A 16988-nucleotide genomic window follows, 5' to 3' on the forward strand; every position below is an offset into this window, starting at 1 on the left:
TCGCTCCCCCATACGCCGGGCGCATATGCCGTGTCCGCGCCCCCGCGCTCGTGCCCTTGTCCGTGTACCCGTCCGTGCGCGCCTATGCGCGTCTATGCCCGTCCATGCCCGTGCCTGCACGACGAAGGGCCCCTCATGGTGATGAGGGGCCCTTCGGTGTCGGTGCGCCGCCAGGGACTCGAACCCCGGACCCGCTGATTAAGAGTCAGCTGCTCTAACCAACTGAGCTAGCGGCGCCTGCTGACCCGAGAACTCTACCCGACCTGGGAGGGTGCCCCGGACCGCGGGGCGGCTCGCCCCGGCCGGCGGGCGCCCTGTACATCATTCGGACCGTCAACATGCGACATGGGAGCACAGTTGCGAAACTGACGCCTGTGCAGAAACGCGGAGATAAGGACCTGCGGTGTGAGGGGAATCTCATGAAGGCTCCGGTATTCGAGGAATTCGATCCCGCGAGCGACTGCGATTGCTCCGGATGTGAACACTGGCGGCGGGTCATCCCCTGTTCCCCGGTGTCGGGGGCCGTGGGCCATCCGGCGGTACGGGGCGTGCTGCTGCTGGCCGCGGCGGCGGGCACCGTCCTCGCCGCGGGCCCTTCGGTGCCGGCCGTGGCCGCCGCGCACGGACCCGCCCGGCCGGGCGACCCCAGAGGTGACGACACCGACAGCCCGCAGGGCGGCACGGCCCCGCTGCACGGTCCGGGAGGCGGTCCGGGCTCCCCCAGGCGGCCGGGGACCGGGGGTGAGGTGCCCAGGACCACCCGGGCGACGATCATCAACCGGGCCAAGAAATGGGTCACCGACCAGGTGCCGTACAGCATGACCGCGTACTCGTCGGACGGTTACCGGCAGGACTGTTCGGGCTATGTCTCGATGGCCTGGAGCCTGCGGGGAAACGAATGGACCGGCAGTCTCGGCACGTTCGGCGTGCGCATTTCCCGCGACCAGTTGCAGCCCGGCGACATGCTTCTGTTCCACAATGCGGCGGATCCCGCGAACGGCTCGCACGTCGTCCTTTTCGGCGGCTGGTCGGACTACACCCACACGAATTACCTCGCTTACGAACAGACCCGCCCGCACACCCGCGGGCTGTCCACGCCATACGCCTACTGGAGCAACGCGGACCGCTATGTGCCCTATCGCCACAAGGGGCTGACCGAGGGCGCGAGCGGCGCGGGCGCCACCGGCACGGAGCGGGGGGCGCGGGCCGGCCGTTACCCGGGGCGGCCCGCCTTCGGTCCCGGTGCGAACGGGCGCACACGTCACCCGGCTGGGCCGGCTCCTCGTGGAGCGGGGTGCGGGGCGTTTCTACGCCACCGGGCCGGGACCGCGGTGGTCGGACGCGGACCGCAGGGCCACCCAGGCGTTCCAGCGGGCGCAGGGCTGGTGGGGCGCGGAGGCGGACGGGCTGCCGGGGCCGCGGACCTGGTCGTACCTGGTGGGGAAGAAGGGGAGGGACATCCCGGGGGCGGGAGGTCCGGGGGCGGGAGGTTCAGGAGTGGGAGGTTCAGGAGTGGGAGGTCCGGGAGTGGGAGGTCCGGGGGCGAAGGGTTTCTCGGCCCCGTCTGTTTCTTCTGCTCCCTCCGTACCCGGTTATCCGGCCGTACCCGGCTATCCGGGGCGCGGGATGTTCCGGCCGGGGGCGGAGAACGAATTCGTCGTCCGGCTCGGAGAGCGGCTGGTGAAGAAGGGGTTCGGCACGTTCTACACGTCGGGGCCCGGACCGCGGTGGGGCGAGGAGGGCCGGCGGGGCGTCGAGGCGTTCCAGCGGGCGCAGGGCTGGCGCGGTGGCGCGGCGGACGGCTTCCCGGGGCCGGAGACCTGGCGCCGGCTCTTCTCGTAACGGGGCTGGTCACCCGGCCCGCAGCCCGGCCCGCAGCCCGGCCCGCAGCAAGGCTCGTCACGCGTCACGCGACACGCGACACGGCACGCGACACGACACGCGGCTCGTCACACGGCCGGGATCACACTTCCACGCGCGGAGGCATGGAGGCAGCCATGAGTTCGACGACTCCACCCACCCCGGAGCCCGGCGGGACACCGGACGGCACCGCCGCCCGGTCCGCCCGGCTCATCCACAACGAGGTGACCACCGAGATCCCCGTCCATCTGCTCTTCCGGGACGATCCCGAGCCCGTGTCCGTGCCGCTGGCGCCCGCCGTGGTGGGGCGGCGGCGCGGTACGGGCGAGCAGCCCCGGATCCGGCGGCCCGTGCCCGGCCGGGCCCCGCGCCCGGTGCCGGAGGTCGACCCCGAGCTGGTGGAGTGCCCCGCGCGGGTGCTGCCCGCAGTGGCGGGTGTGCTGGGCGGGGCCTGCGGGGTGGCCGGATGTGTACTCACCTCGTGGTGGTCGGGTGTGCTGCCGCCGAGTGCGGGGGCGGCGCTGGGGCTGTCCTGGCACCCGGGCGCCGGACTCGGGCCCCCGCAGTGGGCCGCGTACGCCGGTGCGGGCGCGCTCGGTCTGTTCGGGTTCGGCGGGCTCGCCCGGGGCCGGACCGGGCGGGCCTGGGTGCTCGACCTCTTCGGCCGCTACCGGGGCACGGTCCGGCGCACCGGGCTGATGTGGATCAACCCGCTGGCGCTGCGGCGCCGGGTGGACGTACGGCTGCGGCACTGGCGCAGTGAGCCGATGTCCGTGGTCGACGCGAACGGGGCCGCGCTGCGGGTGGTGGTGCTCGTGGTGTGGCGGGTGAAGGACACCGTGCGCGCCGCGCTCGGGGTCGACGACCACGAGGCGTATCTGCGGGAGTGTGTGGAGGCGGCGCTGACACGGGTGCTCTCGCAGTTGCCGGCCGAGGCGCCGCCCGCGGTCATCAAGGACGCGGCGACCCTGCGCAACACGGACGCGGTCGGCGAGGCGCTGACCCGGCTGGTCGCCGCGGACACGGCGCCGGTGGGTCTGGAGGTGTTCTCGGCGCAGCCGACCCGGATCGAGTACACCCCCGAGATCGCGGCCGTGATGCAGCGCCGCCGGGTCGCGGCGCTGGACGCCCAGCACCGGGACACCGTGCTCACCTCGGTCGTCGACTCCGTCGAGGACACGGTGACCCGGCTGACCATGCGCGGGCTGGTCGAACTCGACGACTACGAGCGCAAGGCGCTGGTGAAGGACTTGACGGTGGCGTTCTGCACGGGTCGTAGGGAGGCGTCGTCGTGACGGGCCCCGACAGCTTGGCGATTGGTCTGGACATGTTCAACGTCTGGCAATAATCTCAGAGTTGGTCTAGACCTGAAAATCGCGCGCACAGCTCACGAGAACCTCCCCCACGTCCTCCAGGAGCGGCAGCATGCGCATACGGACGACCGAGATCCGCACGACCAGGAAAGCCAAGCTGTACGCCGCTGTCGTGGGCCTCGCCACGGTGGGCACGTTCGTGCTCTCCACCGGCGGAGCCGACGCCCACGGCTACACCGACCAGCCCCTGAGCCGACAGAAGTTGTGTGCCGCGAGCGGCGGCAGCGTCACCAACTGCGGTGACATCCAGTGGGAGCCCCAGAGCGTCGAGGGCCCGAAGGGCTTCCCGGCGGCCGGTCCCGCGGACGGCCGGATCTGTTCCGCGAACCACACCAACTTCAGCCAGCTCGACCAGCCCAAGACCCCCTCGGGGGCGGCCTGGCCGACGACCAAGGTCACCGGCGGGCAGAGCTACACCTTCCGCTGGCAGTTCACGGCCGTGCACGCCACGACCGACTTCAAGTACTTCGTCACCAAACCCGGCTGGAACCAGAACCACGCACTGACCAGGGCCGACCTCAACACCACACCGTTCCTGACCGTCCCCTACAACGGACAGCGTCCGCCGTCCACGCTCAGCCACACGGGCACGCTGCCCTCCGGTCTGAGCGGCCATCACGTCATCCTCGGCGTGTGGACGATCGCCGACACGGCGAACGCGTTCTACTCCTGTGCGGACGTCACGTTCTGACCTTGCTCCGTCCGGACATGTTCTGAGCCTCCCTTGAGGCGCTCGTCCACCCCCCACGGGTAGGTTCCACGCACGTCGGCATGACCGTGACGGCGTGCGTGGAGCTGAACCGAACAACGGGGGAACGTCATGGACTTCTTCTTCTATGCCGTACCGGGTCTGATCATCGTCGTCGTGCTGCTGGCCGCGGCCAGGGTGGTGCGCCGCTCGCTGGAGCTCAGGAGCGCCTGGAACAGCGGGCTGACCGCGGAGGCGCGCTGTCTGCGGACGTACACGACGACCAGCGGCGGTGCCGGTGACACCTCCGTGAGCACGACCCTGCACCACGTCTACGAGTTCACGACCCGCGAGGGCAGGTCCGTCCGCTTCGAGGAGGCGAACGGCCCCGCGACGACCGTCGAGGGCGACATCGTCACCGTGCACTACACCGCCGGGCGCCCGGAGAAGGCGACGGCGTACGCGCCGAGTCCGGTCAAGGCGGCGGCGGGCACGATCGGCATGCTGGTGTTCTTCGGGGTGATCGTGGCCTTCTGCATCGGCTTCATGGTCACCTACCACGAGGTGTTCCAGGCGAACGACGCCCTCTTCGGCGGGATTTAGCCCCCGCACGGCTCGTCATCTGACGGTACGTCAATTATCGTGCGCCCCCATGGGGTCCATGAGGCGTACCGTCGCGGAGCTCGTGCAGGAACGGTGGGGCGACCACCGGCCGGGACTGTGGTTCGAGGGGCGGGTGCTGAGCCACCACCGGGTGGCCGCGGGCGCGGCGGCGCGGGCGGCGCTGCTCGCCGACCTGCTGCCACCGGGCGCCGAACCGCACATCGGCGTGCTGCTGGACAACACCCCGGAATATCCCCTGTGGCTGAGCGCGGCGGCCCTCGCCGGTGCCGCCGTCGCCGGGATCAACCCGACCCGGCGCGGCCCCGAACTGGCCCGCGACATCCTGCACACCGGGTGCCGCGTCGTGGTCACCGAGCGGGTCCACCTGCCCCTCCTCGACGGCCTCGAACTGCCGGGCGTACGCGTCCTGGTCACCGACACGGAGGCGTACGGCACCCTCCTCGCGCCGTACGAGGGTGCGAAGCCGGTCGTGGCGTCCTGCGTGTCGGCGGACGCCCGTCTTCTCCTCTACTTCACCTCCGGCTCGACCGGCGCGCCCAAGGCCGCGATCTGCACCCAGGGCCGGCTGGCCGCCGCCGGACGCTCGCTGGTCGACCACTTCGGGGTGCGCCCGGACGACACGCACTACATCTGCATGCCGATGTTCCACGGCAACGCGGTGATCGCCGACTGGGCGCCCGCGCTGGCGGCGGGCGCCCGGATCGCGCTCCGGCGGCGCTTCTCGGCGTCGGGGTTCCTCGCGGACGTACGGGCCTGCGGGGCGACGTACTTCACCTATGTGGGCCGAGCCGTGCAGTACCTGCTGGCCACGCCCGCCCGCCCCGACGACCGCGACAACCCGCTGCGGATGGGCTTCGGGACGGAGGCCGGGGCGGTGGACGCGGCCGCCTTCGAGGAGCGCTTCGGGGTACGGCTGGTGGAGGGGTACGGCTCGTCGGAGGGCGGCGCCGCCATTCAGCGGACGCCCGGCACCCCGACGGGCGCGATCGGGCGGGCGGCACCCGGCGACGACCTCGCGGTGGTCGACCCGGGGACGCGGAGCGAATGCCCGCCCGCCGTCTTCGCCGAGGACGGACGGCTCCTCAACGGGGCGGCGGCGATAGGGGAGTTGGTGAACCGCGGCCGTAATCCCTTCGAGGGCTACTGGCGCAACCCGGCCGCGGACGCCGACCGCCGCCGCGAGGGCTGGTACTGGACCGGTGACCTCTTCTACCGGGACACCGCGGGCTTCCTCTACTTCGCCGGGCGTACCGACGACCGGCTGCGCGTCGACAGCGAGAACCTCGCCGCCGCGATGATCGAGAACATCCTCGCCCGCTACCGGGACGCCGCCGCGGTGGCCGTGTACGCGGTACCGGACCCGGTGGCCGGGGACCAGGTGATGGCGGCGGTGGCACCGCGCGAGGGGGCCGGCTTCGACGCGTCGGCCTTCGCCGCCTTCCTCCGCGCCCAGCCCGACCTGGGGACCAAGATGGCGCCCCGTTTCGTGCGGATCGTGGAGCGGATGCCGGTCACCGCCACCAACAAGATCCACCGGGTGGGGCTGCGGCGTGAGGGCTTCCGCTGCGCCGACCCGGTGTGGTGGCGGCCGACCGGGGAGCCCGCGTACCGGAGGCTGCGGGAGACGGACGTCGAGGAACTGCTGGTCGAGTACCGGGCGCGCGGGCGGGAGGAGTTGCTGCCGACGACGCGGTAGTTCCGGGCGTCACCGGGGCCGGTCGGGCTCTCGGCGAGGTCTTGGGGGGCAAAGGAATCCCCTCCGCCCCATGGGGGGAGGATGCACCCGGACACCCGCGTCGAGAAAAGAGGGAACATGCGTCACCTCATCCGGGTCGTGGACATCGCCGGTGCCGCACCGCCGCGCGGCGCGTGCGGACGACCGGCCGACCCGGGACGGCTCGTGGCGCGGCACCGGTGACAGCGGTGGGGCGCTATCGCGTCCTGGTCGCCGGCTATTCCGTCTCCTCGTACGGCACCTTCCTCAACCTGGTGGCGCTCAACCTGTTCGTCTACGCCACCACGCACAGTGCCCTCGCCGTCGGACTGTTCATGGCGGTGCGGCTCGGCGCCGGGTTCCTGGCCGGGACGGTCGCGGGGCGGGTCCAGGCCCGGTTCGGGGCCAAGCCGGTCATGCTGTGGGCCAATGTCGCCCAGGCGATTGTCATGTTCCTGCTGGTGGTGGCGCCGGAGGGAGGGGTACGGACCGGGGTGCTGTTCGTGGTGTCCGCGGTCGTGGGGGCGTGCAGCACCGTGTTCATGGTGGCGCTGCGCAGCTCCATCCCCGACCTCGTCGGCGCGGACCGGCGCGGCTGGGCCAACTCGCTGATGGTGGGCGGGCGTTCACTGGCCATGGTCGCCGGGTTCGCCTCGTCCGGCGTGGTGGTGCCCTGGCTCGGCTTCACCGCCGCGTTCCTGGTGGACGCGGCGAGTTTCGTGGTGTGCGCGGGGGCGGTGGCGTGGCTGCCGGACGGGGAACGGGAGCCGCCGGCTTCGGCCGAGGGCCCGGGTGCGGCCTCGACTCCGGGTACGGCGTCGGCCCCCGGTGCGGCGTCGGGTTCGAGTACGGATTCGGGTTCGACCCCGGATCCGGTCCCTGTCGCGGTCTCGGTCTCGGGCTCGGGCTCGGGTGAATCGTCGGAGAAGCAGGGCGTGTTGGCCGCCGCGGCCGCGCTGGCCGCGGTGCCGGCGCTCGGGCTGATGGTCTGGCTGCGTACGGTCGACGCCTGCGGTTCCTCCTCGCACAACGCGGCGCTGCCCGTCTACTCCAGCGCGCTCGACCCCGACGACCCGGCCGCGTTCGTCAGCCGCTTCTGGCTGTTCTGGGCGCTGGGCAACGTGCTCGCGCAGCAGGTCATCCAGCGCTGGGCCAAGCGCACCGGACGGGCCGTCGGGGCGCTCGGCTTCGGCATCGGCACGATCGTGATGTCGTCCGCGTTCATCCTCGGCTTCGCCGGGTTCCCGCTGCTGGCGACCGTGTTGATCGCCCTGGTCGCGGGCGCCGCGGACGGGCTCACCGAGGTGTCGTACACCTCGCATCTGCAGACCCTGCCGGAGACCCTGCGGGGACACGCCTTCGGACTCACGGCGACCGTCGAGAATCTCGGCTTCGGGCTTGGCATGATCGGTGTGTCGGCGGCCCTCGAATCGTTCTCGGCGTTCACCGTCGTGGCCTGGTCGCACGGCCTCGCGATCGTTGTCGCGGGGATCTACCTGCTTCGGTTGTACGCGGTCCACGGCACCGGCAAGGAGGGGACGAGCGGTGCGTACGGCAGTCGTCGGAATGGCGCTGAGGTTTCCGGGAGCTGACACCCCCGCCGGGTACTGGCGGGACATCCGGGCCGGTGTGACGCACGTACGGCGGTTCACCGACGCCGAGCTGGCGGCGGCCGGAATCGCCCCCGAGGAGTACGGCGCGCCCGACTTCGTGGCCGCGAGCGCCCCGCTGCCGGGCGTCGACGGCTTCGACGCGGCCTTCTTCGGGATGAGCGCCCGCGAGGCCGCCGTCACCGATCCGCAGCAGCGGCTCTTCCTGGAGTGCGCCCACCACGCCCTGGAGGACGCCGGATACGCACAGCCGCGGGCCGGTGTGCGGATCGGGGTGTGCGGGAGCACCGGGTACCGGCTGTACTCGCTGCACAGCTACCTCGCCAACAACCTGGAGGAGGAGGTGGGTTCGGGGGACTGGCAGCGGCTGAAGCAGGCCCAGGTCGGCACCTACCCCGATTTCGCGGCGCCCCGGGCCGCGTTCCGGCTCGGGCTGACGGGACCGGCCCTCAACGTCGCGACGGCGTGCTCGTCCTCGCTGGTCTGTGTCCATCTCGCTTGCCAGGCCCTGCACTTCGGCGACGCGGACCTCATGGTCGTCGCCTCGGCCGCGCTGCACCTGCCCCAGGTCACCGGGCACCGGCACGTACGGGGCTCGACGATCTCCCGCTCCGGAACCGTGCGCGCCTTCGACGCGGACGCGGACGGCACCGTCGGCGGCAACGGCGTCGCCGCCGTCGTCCTCAAGCCGCTGGAGCGGGCGCTCGCCGACGGCGACACCGTGTACGCGGTCATCGCCGGATCCGCCGTCACCAACGACGGCGCGGACCGCAGCGGGTTCGCCGCGCCCGGCCGCACCGGCCAGCGGGACGCCGTGCTCGGCGCCCTGCGTACGGCAGGGGTGCCCGCCGACTCCATCGGCTACCTGGAGGCGCACGGCACCGGCACGCTCAAGGGCGACCCGATCGAGTTCGCCGCCCTCACCGAGGCGTTCCGGCTGCACACCGACCGGGCCGGCTTCTGCGCGCTCGGCTCCACGAAACCGGCCATCGGCCACCTGGACAGCGCGGCCGGGCTGGCGGGGCTGATCAAGGCGGTGCTGGTGCTGCGGCACGGGGAGATACCGCCGCTGGTGCACCACGCCCGGCCCAACCCGGCGCTGGACGTGACCGGGAGCCCCTTCGTCCTGCCCACCCGCGCGCTGCCCTGGCCCACCGAGGAAGGCCGCCCGAGGCGGGCCGGGGTGCACTCCATCGGCATGGGCGGGACGAACGCCCACGTCGTCCTGGAGGAGGCGCCGGCACCGGCCCCCCGACCGCCGGAGCGCACGCCCGCGCCCGCCCTGCTGCCGCTCTCCGGCCACACCCCCGAGGCGCTCCTCGCCTCGGCACGGGCCTTCCGCGACCACCTCGCCGAGCACCCCGGGACCGACCCCGCCGACCTGCTCCTCACCACAGCGCTGGGGCGACGGCACCATGAGCACCGGCTGGTGGTCACCGCCGGGGCCGGTGCGGCGGGTGCCGCTGACACGGCGGCCGCGCTGGACGCCTTCGTGCGGGGCGCGCCGGGGGCGTACGCGCACGGTGCCGCGGGGGAGCGGGCGGGAGCGGGCCCGGTGTTCCTCTTCACCGGTCAGGGCAGCGGATACGACGGGATGGGCGCGGCGCTCGCCGAGCGGTTCCCCGTGGTGGCCCGCACCTTGGCGGAGTGCGCGGGGATCCACCGGGACGAGACGGGGGAGGAGGGGTTCCTCGACCGGCTGCTGGGCCGCCCTGCGCGAGGCGGGGCGCGGGCCGGGGCGCGGGCCGGGGCGGAGGAATGGGACACCGCCTTCGCGCAGCCCGCGCTCTTCGCCCTGCAGATCGCGCAGACACGGCTGTGGCGGCGCTTCGGCGTCGAGCCGGCCGCCGTGGCCGGGCACAGCGTCGGGGAGTACGCGGCCCTGTGCGCGGCCGGAGCACTGACGCCCGAGGACGGGCTGCGGCTGCTCTGCAGACGGGGGCGGCTGATGCGGGACGGCACGGCGGCCGGGGGCATGCTCGTGGTGTTCGCCGCCGAGGACGTCGTACGCGGGCTGGTCGCCGAGGTCGACGGGCTCGAACTCGCCGTCCTCAACGGGCCCGCGCAGTACGTCGTGGGCGGGCCGCCCGGCGCGGTGACCGCCGCGCGCGCCCGGCTCGCGGAACGCGGTACGCCCGCGCACCCCCTGCCGGTGGACCGCGCCTTCCACACCGCCCTGCTCGATCCGGTTCTGGAGGACTTCAGGGACGCCTGCGCACAGGTTCGACTGCGGCCCACCCGGGTCGAGTTCGTGAGCGGCCCGGACGGTGTCCGGCATCCGGCGGGCTGGCTGCCGGACGCCGACTACCTCGTACGGCAGACCCGGCGGCCGGTGGACTTCCCCGCCGTACTGCGCACGCTGGACCGCTCGCCCGAGGGGTCGGGCGAGGGGCCGGGCGAGGGGTCGGGCGAGCGATCGGGCGAGCGGTCGGGCGAGCGGTCGGTCTTCGTGGAGGTGGGCCCCGACGCACCCCTCACGGGCCTGGTCCGCCGGGCCCGGCCGGACGCCGCCGCCGTACCCACCCAGCGTCGCGCCGACCGCGGCCTGGGCACCCTCTGGGCGGCGGTCGCCCGGCTGCACTGCGCGGGCCACCCCCTCGACTGGGCGGCCCTGCTCGACGGCTGCGGCGGCCGCCGGATCCCGCTGCCGCCGTACCCCTTCCAGCACCGTTCCCACTGGACCGGACCGCCGCCCACGCCCTTGCCCGACGACCGCGACGATCGCGGCGACCACGGCCGCAGCATGGAGGATGGCATGACCGAACAGTCCGTACTGGAGCGGGTGCTGAAGCTCAGCGCGCGTCACCTCGGCTACTCGCCGGAGGCGATCTCGGCCGAGCAGACGTTCGTCGGACTCGGCGCGGACTCCTTACAACTGATAGGGATGCTCCGGCAGTTGGAGTCCGAGTTCGGGGTGGAGATCGGGATGCGGGAGATCCTGGAGGAGGCGGGCACGCCACGGCTCGCCGCGCGGCTGATCGCCGAGCGGGCGAGGCAGGGGCGGGCCCCCGCCGGGCTGGACGAGGAGCCGGTGCACGCGACACCGGACGAGGAACCCGTCTACGCCACCCGTGCCGAGGTCGCCGAACTCGCCCGCCAGATAGGTCAGCTGGCCGAGACCCAGACCCGTATGCTCGCCCAGCTCACCGAAGCCGTGGCGCTGCTGACCGGGTACCGCGGAGGCGAGGTGACCGACCGATGACCACGTCGGGCGCCAGGCCCGAGGTGGCGGCGAGCGCCGCGGCCGTCGCCCGCACCGTCGCCCTCTCCGGACGGCTCGACACACTGCTGGCGACGACCCGCCACCCCGCGCCCCCGGTCGTCCCCGCGCCCCCGGTCGCCCCTGTGCCCCCGGCTCCACCCGCATCCGCGCCCCCGGTCGCCCCCGTGCCCCCGGCTCCACCCGCGTCCGTGCCCCCGGCCCTCCACCACGGCCCCCACGTCATCCTCCCGGCCGACTCCGGTATGTCCGGGGCCGGTGCGACCGAGGCCCAGCGGGCCCACGCCGACGACCTGGTCCGGCGCTTCACCGAGCGGACCCGGACATCGAAGGAGCTGGCCCAGCGGCACCGCCGGGTGCTGGCGGACAGCCGGGCGGTGGTCGGCTTCCGGCGGGCGACGAAGGAGATGCAGTACCCGATCGCGGCCCGCTCGGCGCACGGCGCCCGGCTGACGGACGTGGACGGGAACGACTACACCGACATCACCATGGGCTTCGGCGCGCTGCTGCTCGGCCACGAGCCCGAGCCGGTGACGCAGGCCGTGCGCCGGCACCTCGCCGACGGCCTGCGCCTCGGCCCGCGCTCCGAGGACACGGGCGTGGCCGCCGAACTGCTGGCGGAACTCACCGGCATGGAGCGGGTGGCGTTCGCGAACTCCGGCACGGAGGCCAACTCCGCCGCCGTACGCCTCGCCCGCGCCGCCACCGGACGCGACCGCGTGGTCATGTTCCGCGGCTCCTACCACGGCCACATCGACTCGGTCCTCGGCCGCCCGGGCCCCGACGGCCGCCACGCCGTCCCCGTCTCACGCGGCATCCCCGCGAGCGCCGTCCGTGACCTCCTCGTCCTCGAATACGGCAGCCAGGAGAGCCTGGACGTCATCGACGAACTCGGCGACACCCTCGCCGCGGTCCTCGTCGAACCGGTCCAGTGCCGTGACCCGGCCCTCCGACCCACCGCGTTCCTGCGTGCGCTCCGGGAGCTGACGGCCCGGCGCGGGATCGTCCTCCTCTTCGACGAGATGCTCACCGGGCTGCGCCCCCACCCCCGCGGCGCCCAGCACCACTACGGCGTCATCCCCGACCTCGCCACCTACGGCAAGGCCCTCGGCAGCGGCCACCCCATCGGCGCGATCGCGGGCCGCGCCGACCTCATGGACGGTGTCGACGGGATCGGCGCGATCGCGGGCCGCGCCGACCTCATGGACGGTGTCGACGGCGGCTTCTGGCAGTACGGGGACGACAGCCGCCCGCCGCGCGACACGACCTTCTTCGGCGGTACGTACATCCAGCACCCCCTGTCGATGGCCGCCGCCCGCGCGGTCCTCACCCACCTCAAGGAGGCGGGGCCGGCCCTCCAGGAAGCCCTGAACGCCCGCACCGACGCCCTCGCCGCAGACCTCGACGACTTCTTCCGCGCCGAGGAATTCCCCCTGGAGACAGCCCACTTCGGGTCCATGTTCCGCTTCACCCACCGCGCCGACATGGAGCTGCTCTACCACCACCTGCTCCTGCGCGGGATCTACGTCTGGGAGTGGCGCTCCTTCTACCTCTCCACCGCGCACACCGACACCGACACCGAGCGGATCGCGGACGCGGTGAAGGACTCGCTCCGAGAGCTGCGCGCGGGCGGCTACTTCCCGACGACCACCCGCCGCCCGGCCGCCCCGGCCCGCACCGAGCGGCCCGCCCCCGACTTCGGCGTCTACTTCTTCGGCGACTACCCGGACGCCGGGAACACCGGGAGCAACGGGAACACCGGGAACGTCGGGAACGTCGGGAACAACGCGCAGGCCTACGAACGGCTGATCGAGACCGCCCGCTTCGCCGACACCCACGACTTCAGCACGCTCTGGCTCCCCGAACGCCACTTCCACTCCTTCGGCGGCCTCTTCCCCAACCCGTCCGTCCTCGCCGCCGCGCTGGCCCGCGAGACCCACCGCATCCGTCTGCACGCGGGCTCGGTGGTCCTGCCGCTGCACGACCCCGTGCGGATCGCCGAGGAGTGGGCGGTGGCGGACAACCTCTCCGGCGGCCGGGTCGGCATCGGCTGCGCGACCGGCTGGCACGCGAGTGACTTCGCGCTCCACCCCGACCGTTTCCCCGACCGCACCGAGATCGCCTTCCAGCACCTGGAGGAGGTACGGCGGTTGTGGCGCGGCGAGAGCGTGCCGCGCCGCACCGGAGAGGGGCACCCCGTCGACGTACGCGTGCATCCCCGGCCCGTGCAGGAGCTGCCGCCCATGTGTCTGGCGACGTCCGGGCGGCGCGCCTCGTACGAGCAGGCGGCCCGCCGCGACCTCGGGATCGTCACCAACCTCGTGCGCCAGACGGTCGAGCAGCTCGCGGCGAACATCCGTCACTACCGCCGGATCCGCGCCGAGAGCGGCCTCGACCCCGCCGCGGGCCGCGTCACCGTCCTGGTCCACACCCACCTCGCCGTGGACCACGCCACCGCCCGGGCCGCCGCGCGCGAGCCGATGAGCCGCTATCTGCGCTCCTCCCTCCAGATGCGCTCCGCCGCGACCGCCCTCGCCGGCCGCCCCGAGGACGTGACCGACGTGAGCGAGGCCGACCTCGCCCACCTCTTCGACCGCGCCTACGACCGTTACTGCGACCAACGGGCCCTGATCGGCTCCCCGGACACCTGCGCGGCCACCGTCGACGCGCTGTGGGCGGCGGGCGTCGACGAGATCGCCGCCCTGGTCGACTTCGGGCTTCCGCCCGAGGAGATGAGAGCGGGCCTGGAACAGCTGGACGTACTGCGCCGCCGCTACCACGAGCCCCCGACGGACACCCCGGTACGGCGGGCTCCCGCGACCCCCGCCCAGCGCCGGCTCTGGCTCGCCGCCGGACTCATCGCCGACCCGGCCGCGTACAACGAGATCCAGGGCGTACGGCTGCGCGGTCCGCTGGACGTCGAGGCGCTGCGGACCGCCGTCGACGGTCTCGTCCGACGCCACGACGGATTGCGGACGGTGTTCCGGGCCGAGGGAGAAGGGGTCTTCCAGGTCGTACGGGAGGCCGTACGGGGGTCCCAACAGGAGGATCGGCACCGTCCGCGCCTGATCGTCGACGACACCCGGGACCGGAGCGCCGCGGGCGCCGTGCACCGCGATGGCGCCGAGCACGCCGACGAGGTGATCCGCGCCGTCCTGCGGGAGGAGAGCACCCGGGCGTACGACCTCGCCGAAGGGCCGCTGTTCACGCCCCGGCTGCTGCGTCTCGCCGACGACGACCACGTGCTGATCCTCGGTATGCACCACCTCGTCACCGACGGCCACTCCGCCGGACTGGTCGCCGCCGATCTGGGCGAGTTCTACCGGGCGGCGGTGGAGGGGCGCGCGCCCCGGTTCGAGCGGGCCGCCGGGAGCACGCTCCACGCGGTGCCGGTGGCGGGCAACGCGGACGACCTGGTCTGGTGGCGCACGCACCTCGGTGCCGCGCCGGCCGCGCCCGCGCTGCCCACGGACCGGCCGCGTGCCCGTACCGTCGCCGGGCACGGCGGCGCGGTGGGCGTCCGGCTCGGCCGGGAGCGGGCGGGGCGGCTGCGGGAGTGGAGCGGGCGGCAGGGGGTCACGCTGTTCGCGACGCTGCTCACCGCCTGGCGGATCGTGCTGCGCCAGTACGCCGGGCAGGACGACTTCGTCATCGGGTCCACCTTCGGCCGCCGTACCCCCGAGAGCCGGGACACCGTCGGCTTCCATGTCTCCCTGCTGCCCCTGCGCGGGCGGCTGGGGGACGACACCACGCTGACCGACGCCGTACGCGCCACCCGGGACACGCTCTTCGCCGCCGACGCCCACCAACACATCGATCTGGACGCCCTGGTGACGGCCTGTCACCCCGACCCGGGCCGTCCGCGCCCCCTCGTCACCGTCTCCGCCGACCTGGACACCGCGCCCCTGGCGGCCCTCGACCTGCCGGGCCTGCGCGCCGAACCCCTCGACGGCGGTACCGAGTCCGCGCCCCTCGAACTCGCCCTGATGGCCACCTGGGCCGCCGACGGGGGCCTCGGCCTGCGCATCCGTTACGACGCCGACCTCTTCGACGAGGCGACCGTACGGGGGTTTCTGGGCCGCTTGGACGGGGTGCTGGCCGGGATGGCGGCGGGCGTCGCCGAGAGGGTCGGCGACTTGACTCCGACTCCGACTCCGACGCCGACTCCGGAGTCGGCGTCCGCCCCCGCCCCCTCCGATGCCGACGCCGACGCCGATGCGGCCCACCGTCTCCGTACCCTCTGGAGCCACACCCTCGGCGTCGCCGACGACCTCGCCCCCACCGCCAACTTCTTCGAGCTCGGCGGCAATTCGATCACCGCGATCAAGTTGGTCAACCGGGTCCGGGACGCCTTCGGCGTGGAGTACCCGTTGGCGGACTTCTTCGCCGACGCCACGCTGGGGGCGATGGCCGCCCTGCTCGCGCCACCCCGGGACGTGACCGTCGTGGACACGGCGCCCGTCAGCGACCAGCAGGCCCGCATGATCGCGGGCGTTCTGAGCATGCCCCGCCCCGAGGTGTGGAACATCCCGACCCGGATCCGTTTCACCGGTCCCCTGGACGTGGCCGCCCTGCGCACGGCGGTGGCCCAGCTTCTCGGCCGCCACCACGGGCTGCGCTGCCGCTTCGTACCGGGCACGGACACGACCGCCCCGGACGACGTGATCGCCCCGGACCATGGGACCGCCCCGGACCATGGGACCGCCCCGGACCATGGGATCGCCCCGGACGACGGGACCGGCTGGCGGCAGGAAGTCCTCGACATACCGCCCCCGCCGCTTCCCGTCGAGGACCTCACCCGGCTGCCGGAGCAGTCCGAACGCGACGCCCGCGCCGACCGGTCCTGCCGCGAGGCCGCGGCCACACCCATCGCGCTGACCGACCCCGTCCTGCCCGTCCTGCGGCTGCTGCGCGTCGCGCCCGACCGCTGGACGCTGATGTTCGTCGTGCACCACATCTGCATCGACGGCTGGTCCCTCTCCCTCCTCCTGGACGAGCTGGCCGCGCTCTACACGGCCGCCGCGGCGGGCCGCCCGCACGGCCTGCCCGAACCGGCGGCGCAGTGCACCGACTACGCGCGCTGGCAGCGCGAGCACGCCGAGCCCCGGGAAGCGGCACTCAGGGCGGCGTACTGGACCCGGTATCTGCACGGGATCCCGGCCGCGGTCGACATCCCCGGCGACCGGCCCCGGCCCGCCGTGCCGAGCGGGCGCGGCGACACCCTGCGCGGCACCGCCTCCGGCGAACTCCGGCGAGCCGTCGAGGAGTTGGCGGCGGCGCGGCACACCACGCCGTTCGGGGTCGCGGTCGCGGCACTCGGGGTGCTGCTCGCCCGGCGGTCGGGCGTGCCGGACATCGCGATGGGCACGCCGTACGCGAACCGGGAGCGCAGCGCGTTCGAGTCACTGGTCGCGTGCACCTCGACCAGTGTGGTCGTCCGGGTGACCCCCGACCCGGACGAGACACGCGGCGCCCTTGTGGAGCGCACCGGCGCCGGAGCCCTGGAGGCGACGGCGCACGTCCTGCCGACGGCGCGGATCGTACGGGCGCTGCGCGACAGCGGCGCCCGCGCGGTGCCCGAGCGCTTCCCCCTGACCATCGCCTTCCAGAACTCCCTGGACACGGACATCGAGATCCCCATCCCCGGACTCGATGTCGAGGTCGACGACCTCGCCCCACCCGTGTCACGCGGTGACCTCTCCTTCGGTCTCGCCCCGCGCCGCGACCCGGCCAAGGGCTACCGCACCTTCCTTGAGTACTCCGCCGACCTGTGGAACCCCGCCACGGCCCGGCGGCTCCTCGACGACTGGCTCGCCGTCCTCGCCGAACTGTGCACTCGGCCGGACGATCCCGTCGCCCCGCTCCTCAACCCTCTCCAGCCCCTCCGAAAGGCCTGAGC

7 protein-coding genes, 1 tRNA gene and 1 pseudogene are annotated in these 16988 nt (G+C 73.6%); 8 read left to right on the forward strand and 1 reads right to left on the reverse strand.

Going from position 1 to position 16988, the window contains the following annotated elements:
- Window positions 1–163 precede the first annotated feature (163 nt).
- Window positions 164–237 (reverse strand) — tRNA-Lys (locus tag RV986_RS32970).
- A 182-nt stretch (window positions 238–419) separates the two neighbouring features.
- On the opposite strand from RV986_RS32970, the pseudogene RV986_RS32975 reads away from it, so the two are divergent.
- From RV986_RS32975 to RV986_RS33010, 8 genes and pseudogenes are all read left to right on the forward strand, one after another.
- Window positions 420–1842: pseudogene (locus RV986_RS32975) on the forward strand (peptidoglycan-binding protein).
- Window positions 1843–1997: 155 nt separating this feature from the next.
- On the forward strand, window positions 1998–3155 hold the full coding sequence (locus tag RV986_RS32980; protein ID WP_475920860.1) for an SPFH domain-containing protein: 1158 nt from the start codon (window positions 1998–2000) through the stop codon (window positions 3153–3155).
- A 130-nt stretch (window positions 3156–3285) separates the two neighbouring features.
- On the forward strand, window positions 3286–3924 hold the full coding sequence (locus tag RV986_RS32985) for a lytic polysaccharide monooxygenase auxiliary activity family 9 protein (RefSeq protein WP_475920861.1): 639 nt from the start codon (window positions 3286–3288) through the stop codon (window positions 3922–3924).
- 129 nt (window positions 3925–4053) lie between these two features.
- Window positions 4054–4524, forward strand: coding sequence for a DUF3592 domain-containing protein (locus RV986_RS32990; RefSeq protein ID WP_475920862.1), 471 nt, complete (start codon window positions 4054–4056; stop codon window positions 4522–4524).
- Between the two features lie 49 nt (window positions 4525–4573).
- Window positions 4574–6241, forward strand: a complete 1668-nt coding sequence (locus RV986_RS32995; RefSeq protein WP_475920863.1) for a long-chain-fatty-acid--CoA ligase — start codon at window positions 4574–4576, stop codon at window positions 6239–6241.
- Between the two features lie 218 nt (window positions 6242–6459).
- Window positions 6460–7851, forward strand: a complete 1392-nt coding sequence (locus RV986_RS33000; RefSeq protein WP_475920864.1) for an MFS transporter — start codon at window positions 6460–6462, stop codon at window positions 7849–7851.
- Complete coding sequence (locus RV986_RS33005; protein ID WP_475920865.1) at window positions 7805–11071, forward strand: type I polyketide synthase; 3267 nt, start codon at window positions 7805–7807, stop codon at window positions 11069–11071. Before RV986_RS33000 ends, RV986_RS33005 begins: the two co-directional genes overlap by 47 nt.
- Window positions 11068–16986 (forward strand): MupA/Atu3671 family FMN-dependent luciferase-like monooxygenase, encoded by a 5919-nt coding sequence (locus tag RV986_RS33010; RefSeq protein WP_475920866.1) that lies wholly within the window; start codon window positions 11068–11070, stop codon window positions 16984–16986. The genes RV986_RS33005 and RV986_RS33010 overlap by 4 nt, the downstream gene beginning before the upstream one ends.
- Window positions 16987–16988: the final 2 nt, after the last annotated feature.

This window comes from Streptomyces sp. RLA012, from assembly GCF_056270325.1.

Bases quoted from the DNA above. Each gene is read 5' to 3' on its own strand.
- RV986_RS32980 (WP_475920860.1), top strand. From the start codon at position 1,998: ATGAGTTCGACGACTCCACCCACCCCGGAGCCCGGCGGGACACCGGAC.
- RV986_RS32985 (WP_475920861.1), top strand. From the start codon at position 3,286: ATGCGCATACGGACGACCGAGATCCGCACGACCAGGAAAGCCAAGCTG.
- RV986_RS32990 (WP_475920862.1), top strand. From the start codon at position 4,054: ATGGACTTCTTCTTCTATGCCGTACCGGGTCTGATCATCGTCGTCGTG.
- RV986_RS32995 (WP_475920863.1), top strand. From the start codon at position 4,574: ATGGGGTCCATGAGGCGTACCGTCGCGGAGCTCGTGCAGGAACGGTGG.
- RV986_RS33010 (WP_475920866.1), top strand. From the start codon at position 11,068: ATGACCACGTCGGGCGCCAGGCCCGAGGTGGCGGCGAGCGCCGCGGCC.